Source organism: Pseudomonas fluorescens NCIMB 11764, assembly GCF_000293885.2.
GTDB classification, from domain to species: domain Bacteria; phylum Pseudomonadota; class Gammaproteobacteria; order Pseudomonadales; family Pseudomonadaceae; genus Aquipseudomonas; species Aquipseudomonas fluorescens_B.
Window position 1 is genome coordinate 3,293,726 of sequence record NZ_CP010945.1, and the last position, 12,954, is coordinate 3,306,679.

Sequence of the window (12,954 nt, forward strand, 5' to 3'; positions counted from 1 at the left end):
ATCGCGCTGCGGATTCTGCGGATAAGCCTAAACTCAAACGTAAGCAATCGTTGCAATACAGCAAAGGCGACAAACAGCCGTACAGTCGTGTTGCCACCATCCATTGTGTACAATCGCGGTGTTTTTTACGCGATACTTGCCAGCGACCCACTGTGCCGTATTACAGTCACGGTCAATTCGCCGCAGTTCTCCCGACTCGAGTGCCCATGAACGAACAGTTGCAACCCCTCAAGAAACAACCGCGAGCAGGCAAAGCCGGCCGCAGCGGGACCCAGGACGATATTGTCTACGCGCATATCTTCGAGGCCATCCTCGAACAGCGCCTGGCGCCCGGCACCAAGTTGAGCGAAGAAGCGCTGGGGGAAATTTTCGGGGTCAGTCGCACCATCATTCGCCGCGCGCTGTCGCGTCTGGCCCATGAAGGCGTCGTGCTGCTGCGGCCGAACCGTGGCGCCGTGGTTGCCAGCCCGAGTGTAGAAGAAGCGCGGCAGGTGTTCCTCGCCCGGCGTCTGGTCGAGCGGGCGATCACTGAACTGGCGGTACAACACGCCACCGCCGAGCAGATCGCCGAATTGCGCCAAATGGTCAACGACGAACGCGACAGCTTCTCCCGTGGCGATCGCGGTGCCGGCATTCGTCTGTCGGGCGAATTTCACCTGAAACTGGCCGAAGCGGCGAAGAACGCTCCGCTGATCAGCTTCCAGCGCAGCCTGGTGTCCCAGACTTCATTGATCATCGCCCAGTATGAAAGTGGCAACCGCTCGCACTGTTCCTACGACGAGCACACCCAACTGATCGACGCCATCGAAGCGCGCAACGGTGAGTTGGCGGTGAACCTGATGATGCATCACATGGATCACATCGACAGCAAACTCAACCTCGACGAGGAAAGTGCGTCGGATGATTTGCATGCGGTGTTCTCTCATTTGTTGCAGACCAAGAAGCCAGGGCGTTCGCCAGCGAAAATCTGATGGACCGGGGTGCCCCAATCGCTGGCAGGCCAGCTCCCACAGGTTGTTGGATGTACGGTAGATACTGTGGACACCACAAATCACTGTGGGAGCTGGCCTGCCAGCGATAGCAATCCGACCGGCAACAAAAATCCCCCAGGGCTGAACACCACTGGGGGATTTTTTATGCCTGAAAGAATTAGCGCTGATGCACCTGATTCCCCGCCGCATACGTCTGCAGAACCGTCCGGTCGTCCCCCAGCGTCATCAGCACAAACAACGTCTCGGCAATGTTATTGGCCTGCTTCAAGCGATAGCTCAGCAACGGCGTCGCGTTGTAATCCAGCACCAGGAAGTCCGCATCGGTACCCGGCAGCAACGTGCCGATCCTGTCTTCCAGACGCAACGCACGTGCACCGCCGAGGGTCGCCAGGTACAGCGATTTGAACGGGCTCAGTCGCGCACCTTGCAGCTGCATGACTTTGTACGCCTCGTTCAATGTTTGCAGCAGCGAGAAACTGGTGCCGCCACCCACGTCCGTGCCCAAACCGACGTTCAGCTTGTGCTTCTCGGCCATCGGCAAATTGAACAGGCCGCTGCCGAGGAAGAAGTTCGAGGTCGGGCAGAACGCAATCGCCGAGCCGGTTTCTGCCAGGCGCGCACATTCGTCGTCGCACAGGTGTACGCCGTGGGCGAACACCGAGCGCTCGCCCAGCAACTGGTAGTGATCGTAGACGTCGAGGTAACCCTTGCGCTCCGGGAACAATTCCTTGACCCACTCGATTTCCTTGAGGTTTTCGCTGATGTGGGTCTGCATGTACAGGTCCGGATATTCGCTCAGCAACTGGCCGGCGAGGGTCAGTTGTTCCGGGGTGCTGGTCGGGGCGAAACGCGGGGTGACGGCGTAGTGCAAGCGACCCTTGCCGTGCCAGCGCTTGATCAGCGCCTTGCTTTCGACGTAGCTGGATTCGGCAGTGTCGGTCAGGTAGTCCGGCGCGTTGCGGTCCATCATCACTTTGCCGGCGATCATCCGCAGGTCCAGCTGTTCGGCGGCCTCGAAGAACGAGTTCACCGATTGCGGGTGCACGCTGCCGAACACCAGCGCGGTGGTGGTGCCGTTGCGCAGCAGTTCCTTGATGAAAATGCCCGCGACTTCGTCGGCGTGAGCCTTGTCGGCGAACTGGCTTTCACACGGGAAGGTGTAGGTGTTGAGCCAGTCCAGCAACTGCTCGCCGTAGGCGCCGACCATGCCGGTTTGCGGCAGGTGAATGTGGGTGTCGATGAAGCCGGGGGTGATCAGCGCATCCTGATAATGAGTGATCTCGATATCGGCGGGCAGGGTTGGCAGCAGTTCGCTGGCGTGGCCGAGCGCGCTGATCTGGCCGTTATCGACCACCAGCAAGCCGTCTTCGAAATACTCGTAGGAGGCTTCGATGCCAACGATGGCGGGGTCGGCGATGCTGTGCAGGATGGCGGCGCGGTAGGCTTTGCGAGTCAGAGGCATGAGCTTTCTCAGTGGGAGGCTTGGCTGCGGCGTGAAGCAGGCAGCAGTTTGGCAATCGATGATCCGGCGCTGGCGGTCTGCTGGCCGAAACTGGCGTTATAGGTGGCGATGATTTCGCCGGCGATGGAGATGGCGATTTCCACAGGCAATTTGCCTTTGACTTCGCCAATGCCCATCGGGCAGCGCATGCGTTGCAGCACGCTGCTGTCAAAACCACGGTCGCGCAGGCGATGTTCGAACTTCACCCGTTTGGTCTTCGAGCCGATCAGGCCGAAGTAGGCGAAGTCGTTGCGCTTGAGGATCGCGGCGGTGAGTTCGAGGTCGAGCTGGTGATTGTGGGTCATGACGATGCAGTAGCTGCCGGCGGGCAGGTCGTCGATTTCATCCACCGGCTCTTCGGTGACGATCTTGCGAACGCCGTGGGGGATCTGTTCGGGGAATTCGTCTTCCCGCGAATCGATCCAGCGTACCCGGCAGGGCAGGCTGGCGAGCAGCGGCACCAGCGCCCGGCCGACATGGCCGGCGCCGAACACGGCGATCTGCGCCTGCACCTGGCCCATCGGTTCGAACAGCAACACGGTCACGCCGCCACAGCACTGGCCCAGGCTGGCGCCGAGGCTGAAGCGTTCCAGGTGCGTGTCCTGTTTGCCGCTGGCCAGCATGTCGCGACCGATCTGCATGGCCTTGTATTCCAGATGCCCGCCACCGATGGTGTCGAAGGTCTGGGTGGCACTGATGACCATCTTCGAACCGGCATTGCGCGGCGTCGAGCCGAGCTCTTCGATGATGGTCACCAACACGCAGGGTTCACCCCGGTTTTGCAGGTCGGCGAGGGCGTCGATCCAGTTGTACATATTCACCTCGACATCTGTGTGGTCTGTTCGGGCCTCATCGCCAGCGGGCTAGCTCCCACAGGGGAATGCATTCCAAATGTGGGAGCTGGCCTGCCAGCGATTGGCCGCGCCTCGGTCCTTAGAGCGGAGCCAGCTCGGTTTCAGTTTCAACGGCCTTCGCCGCCTTCAACTGCCGCATCTGCTCACACCCCCACAACACCCGCTCCGGCGTCGCCGGTGCATCGATTTTCGGTTGATGCTTGTAGTCGCCCAGGCTCGCCACCGCATCCTTGATCGCACACCACGATGCAATGCCGAGCATGAACGGCGGCTCACCCACTGCCTTGGAATGGAACACCGTGTCTTCCGGGTTCTTGCGGTTCTCCACCAGCTTCACCCGCAGGTCCAGCGGCATGTCCGCCACCGCCGGGATCTTGTAGCTCGCCGGGCCGTTGGTCATCAGCTTGCCCTTGGCATTCCAGACCAGCTCTTCCATGGTCAGCCAGCCCATGCCCTGGATAAAGCCGCCCTCGACCTGGCCAATGTCGATCGCCGGGTTCAGCGAGGCGCCGACGTCGTGGAGGATGTCGGTGCGCAGCATCTTGTACTCGCCGGTCAGGGTGTCGATGATCACTTCGCAGCACGCCGCGCCGAAGGCGTAGTAATAGAACGGCCGACCACGCGCCTGACTGCGGTCGTAGAAGATTTTCGGGGTCTTGTAGAACCCGGTGCTCGACAGCGAAACCTGCGCGAAATACGCCTGCTGGATCAGCGCTTCGAAGGTCAGGATGTGATCGCGAACCCGCACGTGGCCGTTGTGGAATTCCACGTCTTCTTCACTGACCTTGTACTGTCGCGCAGCAAATTCCACGAGGCGTTTCTTGATGATTTCAGCCGCGTTCTGTGCGGCTTTACCGTTCAGGTCGGCGCCGCTGGAGGCTGCGGTCGGCGAAGTGTTCGGCACTTTGTCGGTGTTGGTTGCGGTGATCTGCACGCGGTTCATTTCCACCTGGAACACTTCGGCCACGACCTGCGCGACTTTGGTGTTCAGGCCCTGGCCCATCTCCGTGCCGCCATGGTTGAGGTGGATGCTGCCGTCGGTGTAGACATGGACCAGCGCACCGGCCTGATTGAGGAAACTGGCGGTGAAGGAAATACCGAATTTAACCGGCGTCAGCGCCAGGCCTTTTTTCAGGATCGGGCTGTTGGCGTTGTAGCGCCGAATCGCTTCGCGGCGCTCGGCGTACTGGCTGCTTTCTTCCAGTTCGGCGGTCATTTCCTCGAGCATGTTGTGCTCGACGGTCTGGTAGTAATGGGTGACGTTGCGCTCGGTCTTGCCATAGTAGTTGGCCTTGCGCACCGCCAGCGGATCGAGGCCCAGATGGCGGGCGATCGCGTCCATCACTTCCTCGATGGCGACCATCCCTTGCGGGCCGCCGAAACCCCGGTAAGCGGTGTTCGACGCGGTGTTGGTCTTGCAGCGGTGACCGTTGATGGTCGCATCGCCCAGGTAATACGAATTGTCGGCGTGGAACATTGCGCGGTCGACAATCGACGCCGACAAGTCCGGCGAACAACCGCAGTTGCCTGCCAGTTCCAGGGCGATGCCGTGGAGGCGGCCGGTGCTGTCGAAGCCGACGTCGTACTCGACGTAGAACGGGTGACGCTTGCCGGTCATCAGCATGTCTTCGACCCGCGGCAGGCGCATCTTGGTCGGTTGGCCGGTGAGGTGCGCGATCACCGCGCACAGGCACGCCGGGCTCGCGGCCTGGGTTTCCTTGCCACCGAAGCCTCCGCCCATGCGGCGCATGTCGACGACGATCTTGTTCATCGAAACGTCCAGAACCTCGGCCACCAGTTTCTGCACTTCGGTCGGGTTCTGGGTCGAGCAGTAGACGATCATCCCGCCATCTTCAGTGGGCATCACCGAAGAAATCTGGGTTTCGAGGTAGAAGTGTTCCTGGCCGCCGATGTGCAGCGTGCCTTGAATACGATGTTCGGCGGTGGCCAGGGCACCGGCCGAATCACCCCGCTGATGCGTGTGGCTGTCGAGCACGAAGTGGCGTTTGCGCAGGGCTTCGACCACGTCCAGCACCGGTTCCAGATCTTCGTATTCGATGATCGCGGCCATCGCCGCTTTGCGCGCGGTTTCCAGGTCTTTCGCCGCAACGGCGAGCACGGGTTGACCGACGAACTGCACGTCATCGATGGCCAGCAATGGGTCGCCCGGCAGCAATGGGCCGATGTCTTTCAGGCCTGGCACGTCTTCATGGGTGATGGCGATGCGCACGCCTTCGAAGGCGTAGCAAGGCCGGGTGTCGATGCTGATGATTTTCGCGTGGGCGCGGTCCGAGAGGCGGGCGTAAACGTGCAGCTGGTTAGGAAATTCCAGTCGATCGTCAATGTACTGCGCTTCACCGGATACATGCTTGGCGGCACTGTCGTGCTTGACGCTGCGACCGACACCGGTGGTCAGGTCCTTGGCGAACAGTTCAGCCAGTTCGGCCTGGGTCTTCTCTACGGCGTGATGGTTAGACATAAGCGGTCACCCGAGTCTCGATGTGCGGCGTTTGCAGTTCGATGAAGTATTTGCGCAGCAGGTTCTGCGCGCTGAGCAGGCGGTATTCCTTGCTGGCGCGGAAGTCCGAGAGCGGCGTGAAATCTTCGGCTAGCGCAGCGCAAGCGCGTTCGACGGTGGCGTTGTTGAACGGTGAACCGAGCAACACGGCTTCGCAGTGGGCGGCGCGTTTCGGGATGGCGGCCATACCGCCAAACGCCACGCGGGCATCAGCAATCACACCGTTCTCAAGGCGCAGGTTGAAGGCGGCGCAGACGGCGGAAATGTCATCGTCCAGACGCTTGGAAACCTTGTAGGCACGGAACAGCTGTTCGGCACTGGCACGCGGGATGATGATCTTCTCGATGAACTCGCTTTCCTGGCGCGCGGTGACGCGGTAATCGATGAAGTAATCTTCCAGCGCCAGGGTGCGGCGGGCCTCGCCTTTGCACAGGACGATTTGCGCGCCGAGGGCGATCAGCAGGGGCGGCGAGTCACCGATGGGCGAGGCGTTGCCGATGTTGCCGCCGAGGGTGCCCTGGTTGCGAATCTGCAGGGAAGCGAAGCGCTGCAGCAATTCGCCGAAGTCCGGGTACTCGGCTTTCAAGGCTTCGTAGCAATCGGAGAGGGCGGTCGCAGCGCCGATTTCCAGGCGATCGTCAAAGCGTTCGATGCGCTTCATTTCGGCGACGTTGCCGACGTAGATCATCACCGGCAGGGTGCGGTGGAACTGGGTGACTTCCAGTGCCAGGTCCGTACCGCCGGCCAGCAGCCGGGCTTGTGGATAAGCGTCGTAGAGGTCAGCCAGATCGGCGACGGTCAGCGGCACCAGGCAGCGCTTGTCGCCACTGTTGAGTTCGCCGATATCGGTGGGGGCGATGGCTTTCAGGCGGGCGATGGTATCGGCTTCGCGAGCATCAAACTGGTCAGGTTGCTTGCCGCAGCAGGACTGCTCGGCCGCTTCCAGGATCGGCCGATAGCCGGTGCAGCGGCAGAGGTTGCCGGCCAGCGCTTCGTGCGCTTTATGCGCGTCCGGCTGATCGCTGTTCTTTTGCAGCGCGAACAGCGACATCACGAAGCCGGGGGTGCAGAAACCGCACTGCGAGCCGTGGCACTCGACCATGGCCTTCTGCACGCTGTGCAGTTCGCCTTGGTGCTTGAGGTCTTCGACGCTGATGAGTTGTTTGCCGTGCAACGACGAAACGAACGTCAGGCACGAGTTGAGGCTGCGATAGCGAATGTGTTCGCGGCCATCGTCATCCGTTTGCAGCTCGCCGACCACCACGGTGCAGGCGCCACAGTCGCCGCTGGCGCAGCCTTCTTTGGTGCCGGGTTTGCCCACATGGTCGCGCAGATAGTTGAGCACGGTCAGGTTCGGGTCCAGGGCGTGCTCGCTACGGAGTTCCTGGTTTAGTAAAAACTGGATCACGGAAGGCCTCGCAGACTCATTATTGTTGTTAACCGACTTGGACCGAATTTATCAGGTCTGACTTTCGGGTCAATGATTTTCTGACTTAAAGGTCAGGAAATAGCATTTTGTCGATCAACAACCTGTTCCTTCATTATTGACCCTCACGGGATTGCCTGCTTTTTTGCGGGATTCGTGCCAAAAACCGCCGAGTGGGCACTCCGCCATGACCCTTCATCTGCGCTACACTGCGCCGCTTGTGCAGATCGAAGAGTTTGAAGGGACAACCATGACGTTCAAGGCGCCGGACAGCCTCGCCGAGCAAATTGCTCACCACCTCGCCGAACGCATCATTCGTGGCGAAATGAAGCCCGGGGAGCGCATCCAGGAACAGAAGGTCACGCAGGCCCTCAATGTCAGCCGCGGCTCGGTCCGTGAAGCCTTGCTGATCCTCGAGCGCCGCCACCTGATCGCGATCCTGCCGCGACGCGGCGCACATGTGACCGAACTCACCGCGCACAAGGTGCGGAGCCTGTGCGCGCTGATGGGCGAGATGTACATCCTGCTCGCCAATGCCGTGGCCACGGGGTGGAAAGTCCAGGCCGACCTGGCGCCGTTCGTGCAGATCCAGCAGCGCCTGACCGCAAGCTACGAGCGCCAGGACATTCACACCTTCGTCGACGACAGTTTCAATGTGATGCGCGCCACGTACGGGTTTGCCAACAACCCGTACTTGCAGGAAACCGTCGAGAATCTGCAGCCGGCCATGAGCCGTGCGTATTTCCTCGCCCTGGAGCAGCGCAAGGCCTCGATGAGCGAGTATCTGGAACTGTTCGAACGCTTGCTGGCGGCCGTGATCGCCCGTGACGATGCGCTGATCCGGACCGTGCTGACGGCGTATTGCCAGCGCAGTTGCGATCTGGTGATCTCTGCCCTGACGGACGCTTAAGCGTGCGGCTCAAGTGCATCAAGCTGGCGGGGTTCAAATCCTTCGTCGATCCGACCACGGTGAACTTCCCCAGTAACATGGCGGCGGTGGTCGGGCCCAATGGTTGCGGCAAATCGAACATCATCGACGCCGTACGCTGGGTGATGGGCGAGAGCTCGGCCAAGAACCTGCGTGGCGAATCGATGACCGACGTCATCTTCAACGGTTCGACCAGCCGTAAACCGGTGAGCCAGGCCAGCATCGAACTGGTGTTCGATAACTCCGACGGCACCTTGCTCGGCGAGTACGCCGCCTATGCGGAAATCTCCATTCGCCGCAAAGTCACCCGCGACAGCCAGACCACGTATTACCTCAACGGCACCAAGTGCCGTCGCCGCGATATCACCGATATCTTTCTCGGTACCGGCCTGGGCCCGCGCAGCTACTCGATCATCGAGCAGGGGATGATCTCCAAACTGATCGAGTCCAAGCCCGAAGACCTGCGCAACTTTATTGAAGAAGCGGCGGGCATCTCCAAGTACAAGGAGCGCCGGCGCGAGACCGAAAACCGCATTCGGCGCACCCACGAAAACCTGGAGCGCCTCACGGACTTGCGCGAAGAGCTCACGCGTCAGCTCGAACGCCTGCACCGCCAGGCCGAGGCGGCCAAGAAGTATCAGGAATACAAGGGCGAGGAGCGTCAGCTCAAGGCGCAACTGTCAGCATTGCGCTGGCAGGCGTTGAACGAACAGGTCGGACAGCGCGAAGCGATCATCGGCACCCAGGAAGTCACGTTCGAAGCGCTGGTTGCCGAGCAGCGCAACGCCGACGCGAGCATCGAACGCTTGCGTGACGGGCACCATGACCTGTCCGAGCGCTTCAATCTGGTGCAGGGGCGTTTCTATTCGGTCGGCGGCGACATCGCCCGGGTCGAGCAGAGCATCCAGCACGGCCAGCAACGTTTGCGTCAGTTGCAGGACGATTTGAAAGAAGCCGAGCGCGCGCGTCTGGAAACCGAATCGCATCTGGGCCACGACCGCACGTTGCTGCTGACCCTCGGCGAAGAGCTGGACATGCTCACGCCGGAGCAGGAAGTCACCAGCGCTGCCGCTGAAGAGGCCGCCGCCGCGCTGGAAGAATCCGAAACCACCATGCACGGTTGGCAGGAACAGTGGGATACGTTCAACCTGACCGCCGCCGAACCGCGTCGCCAATCTGAAGTCCAGCAATCGCGCATCCAGCAGCTGGAAACCAGCATGGAACGCCTGGCGGATCGTCAGAAGCGTCTCGGCGAAGAGCGCGCGTTGCTCTCGGCGGACCCGGAAGACCTGGCGATCATGGAACTCAGCGAGCAACTCGCCGCGAGTGAAGCGACGCTGGAAGACTTGCAGGCCAGTGAAGAGGCCCAGGTCGAGCGCCTTGAGCAACTGCGTCAGGAATTGCAGCAAGCGCTGTCGGCCCAGCAACAGGCGCAGGGCGATTTGCAGCGCCTCAACGGCCGTCTCGCCTCGCTTGAAGCCTTGCAGCAAGCCGCGCTCGATCCGGGCACCGGCACTGCTGAATGGCTGCGCGAACAACATTTGGCTGATCGCCCGCGACTGGCCGAAGGCCTCAAGGTTGAAGCCGGTTGGGAGCTGGCGGTGGAAACCGTGCTCGGTGCCGATCTGCAAGCCGTGCTGGTGGACGATTTCGGTGATTTCGATCTGGCCGGTTTTGCCCAGGGCGATTTGCGTTTGCTCAGCCCCGCCAGTGATGGCGTGCGCGTGCCCGGCAGCCTGCTCGACAAGGTCGAGGCGCAGGTCGATCTGTCGCCCTGGCTGGGGCAGGTCAAACCGGTTGAAAGCCTCGAACAGGCCTTGGCCCTGCGTGGTCAGTTGAGCGCCGGCCAGAGCCTGATCAGTCGCGACGGTTATTGGGTCGGGCGCCACTTTCTGCGTGTGCGCCGGGCCAGCGAAGCGGAAAGCGGCGTGCTCGCCCGTGGTCAGGAAATCCAGCACCTGACTGTTGAGCGTGAAGAGCGTGAAGCCACGGTCGAAACTCTGGAAACCCAACTGCAAAATCTGCGGGCGCAACAGCGTCAGCAGGAAAACGGCCGCGAGCATTTGCGCCGTCTGCTGCAAGACGAAGCGCGTCAGCAAGGCGAATTGAAAGCTCAGTTGTCCGCGGGCAAGGCCAAGGTCGAGCAACTGACCTTGCGCCGTACCCGGCTCGATGAAGAACTCACCGAGCTGGCCGAACAGCGCGCTCTGGAGCACGAAAACATCGGCGAAGCGCGCCTGCAATTGCAGGAGGCCCTCGATGCCATGGCGCTGGACACCGAGCAGCGCGAATTGCTGTTGGCCCAGCGCGACAGCCTGCGCGAGCGGCTGGACCGCGTGCGCCAGGAGGCCCGTCAGCACAAGGATCACGCGCATCAACTGGCGGTGCGTCTGGGATCGCTCAAGGCGCAACACGACTCGACGCGTCAGGCGCTGGAACGGCTGGAGATGCAGTCCGAGCGCCTGACTGAAAAACGCGAACAGCTGAGCCTCAATCTGGAGGAGGGCGAGGCGCCGCTGGAAGAGCTGCGCTTGAAGCTCGAAGAGTTGCTCGACAAGCGCATGACCGTCGACGAAGAACTCAAGACCGCACAAATTGCCCTTGAAGACGCCGACCGTGAACTGCGTGACGCCGAGAAGCGCCGCAACCAGGCCGAGCAGCAATCGCAGTTGATTCGTGGCCAGATGGAAACGCAGCGCATGGAATGGCAAGCCCTGACCGTGCGCCGCAAGACCCTGGAAGATCAATTGCTGGAAGACGGCTACGACCTGCACGGCGTGCTCGCCACGCTGACGACCGAAGCCAGCGAAAAGGACGCCGAAGAGGAGCTCGAGCGCATTGCCGCGCGCATTCAGCGCCTCGGCGCGATCAACCTCGCGGCCATCGACGAATATCAGCAACAATCAGAGCGTAAACGTTATCTGGATGCGCAGAACGACGATCTGGTCGAAGCGCTGGATACCCTGGAGAACGTGATTCGCAAGATCGACAAGGAAACCCGCAACCGCTTCAAAGATACCTTTGATCAGATCAATGGCGGTTTACAGGCGCTTTTCCCAAAAGTTTTCGGTGGAGGACGCGCGTATTTGGAACTGACGGGCGAAGATCTACTCGATACAGGGGTGACGATCATGGCGCAGCCGCCCGGAAAGAAGAACAGCACCATCCATTTGCTCTCCGGCGGCGAAAAAGCCCTGACCGCACTGGCCCTGGTTTTTGCGATCTTCAAATTGAATCCGGCGCCGTTCTGCATGCTTGATGAAGTGGATGCGCCGCTGGATGACGCTAACGTTGGACGCTACGCACGGCTGGTGAAAGAGATGTCGCAGACGGTGCAGTTCATCTACATCACCCACAACAAGATCGCCATGGAAATGGCCGATCAATTGATGGGGGTGACGATGCACGAACCGGGATGCTCGCGTCTGGTGGCAGTGGATGTCGAGGAGGCGATGGCGATGGTGGATGCCTGAACCCGCGCTTGAAGGGCGAGTATTTTTAGTCTGTAGGGCTTTTCTGATCGCTTCTACTAGCTGGCCAATCGACATATTCGCGCAAGCCATTGTGACAGACGGTGTAAAGTTGCCTTGGGTCGTGCTAGTTTAATGTCAATTTTTCGTATACGTGGGCAAAACGCCTGTCAGAACATAGAGTTGGCGCCACGTTTTAAAGCGGTTTGCGAGTTGTAAACCCCTTATTTTTCAGCATTTTTTATAGAGGCACGGGATTACATGGAAATCGGTCTGCGCGAGTGGCTGATCGTCATCGGCATTATTGTCATTGCCGGTATTCTTTTCGATGGCTGGCGTCGCATGCGCGGCGGCAAGGGAAAACTGAAATTCCGTCTGGACCGGAGCCTGTCCAATTTGCCGGACGAGGACACCAGCGCCGAGCTGTTGGGCCCGCCCCGCGTCCTGGATACGCACAAGGAACCGCAACTGGACGAGCACGACCTGCCGTCGGTGAGCATGCCTGCCCGTGAACCGCGGGAATCGGGTTCCAAGCGCGGCAAGCGTGGCCATGGCGAACCGTCGCAAGGCGACATGAACCTCAGCCTGGATCTGGATGGCGGCCCGAGCTTCAGCAGCCGTGACGACGATTTCCCGGATGACACCAAGGCCTCGCCGTCAGTCAGTGACAAGGAACAACCGCAAGCCGAAGAAGTGCTGGTCATCAGCGTGATCTGCCGCGACGCTGCCGGCTTCAAGGGCCCGGCGCTGTTGCAGAACATTCTGGAAAGCGGTCTGCGCTTCGGCGAGATGGACATTTTCCACCGCCACGAAAGCATGGCCGGCAATGGCGAGGTCCTGTTCTCGATGGCCAATGCGGTCAAGCCGGGCATCTTCGATCTGGACGACATCGACCACTTCAGCACCCCGGCCGTGAGTTTCTTCCTCGGCTTGCCAGGCCCGCGTCATCCGAAGCAGGCCTTCGACGTGATGGTGGCTGCGGCGCGCAAACTGTCCCAGGAACTGAACGGCGAACTGAAAGACGACCAGCGCAGCGTCCTGACCGCACAGACGATCGAGCATTACCGTCAGCGCATCGTTGAATTCGAACGTCGCGCCCTGACCCAGAAACGCTAAGGTCAAAAGATCGCAGCCTCGTTTCACTCGACAGCTCCTACAGAAAATCGCAATACCTGTAGGAGCTGTCGAGTGAAACGAGGCTGCGATCTCCTGATCTTGATGAAATGAGATTGAGCAGCCTCGGCTGCTCTTTTGCTTTATGAGAG

General features: G+C 60.6%; 8 protein-coding genes. 4 read left to right on the forward strand and 4 right to left on the reverse strand.

The features are described from left to right. Window positions 1–206 precede the first annotated feature (206 nt). Entirely contained in the window at window positions 207–971 is a 765-nt protein-coding gene (locus B723_RS15145; RefSeq protein WP_008027375.1) for a GntR family transcriptional regulator, read from the forward strand. Between the two features lie 178 nt (window positions 972–1,149). Here B723_RS15145 and guaD read toward each other — a convergent pair whose 3' ends face one another. The 4 genes from guaD to xdhA all read right to left on the reverse strand — a co-directional run bounded on the left by guaD (window position 1,150) and on the right by xdhA (window position 7,273). Beyond that, on the reverse strand, window positions 1,150–2,454 hold the full coding sequence (guaD, locus tag B723_RS15150) for a guanine deaminase (protein WP_017337509.1): 1,305 nt from the start codon (window positions 2,452–2,454) through the stop codon (window positions 1,150–1,152). Window positions 2,455–2,462: 8 nt separating this feature from the next. After that, the gene (gene xdhC / locus B723_RS15155; protein WP_017337510.1) at window positions 2,463–3,308 is read right to left on the reverse strand and encodes a xanthine dehydrogenase accessory protein XdhC; all 846 of its coding nucleotides are present in this window, start codon (window positions 3,306–3,308) and stop codon (window positions 2,463–2,465) included. A gap of 118 nt (window positions 3,309–3,426) precedes the next feature. Next, window positions 3,427–5,826 carry a xanthine dehydrogenase molybdopterin binding subunit gene (gene xdhB, locus B723_RS15160; protein WP_017337511.1) on the reverse strand — a complete coding sequence of 800 codons (2,400 nt, stop codon included), beginning with the start codon at window positions 5,824–5,826 and terminating at the stop codon, window positions 3,427–3,429. Beyond that, entirely contained in the window at window positions 5,819–7,273 is a 1,455-nt protein-coding gene (xdhA, locus tag B723_RS15165) for a xanthine dehydrogenase small subunit (RefSeq protein WP_017337512.1), read from the reverse strand. Before xdhA ends, xdhB begins: the two co-directional genes overlap by 8 nt. A gap of 268 nt (window positions 7,274–7,541) precedes the next feature. Between xdhA and B723_RS15170 the strand changes: the two genes are divergently transcribed. The 3 genes from B723_RS15170 to zipA all read left to right on the forward strand — a co-directional run bounded on the left by B723_RS15170 (window position 7,542) and on the right by zipA (window position 12,805). Beyond that, window positions 7,542–8,201 carry a GntR family transcriptional regulator gene (locus B723_RS15170; protein ID WP_031318616.1) on the forward strand — a complete coding sequence of 220 codons (660 nt, stop codon included), beginning with the start codon at window positions 7,542–7,544 and terminating at the stop codon, window positions 8,199–8,201. Window positions 8,202–8,203: 2 nt separating this feature from the next. Further along, window positions 8,204–11,692, forward strand: coding sequence for a chromosome segregation protein SMC (gene smc, locus B723_RS15175; RefSeq protein WP_017337514.1), 3,489 nt, complete (start codon window positions 8,204–8,206; stop codon window positions 11,690–11,692). Window positions 11,693–11,950: 258 nt separating this feature from the next. Next, window positions 11,951–12,805 (forward strand): cell division protein ZipA, encoded by an 855-nt coding sequence (zipA, locus tag B723_RS15180; RefSeq protein WP_017337515.1) that lies wholly within the window; start codon window positions 11,951–11,953, stop codon window positions 12,803–12,805. The last annotated feature ends 149 nt before the right edge of the window (window positions 12,806–12,954 follow it).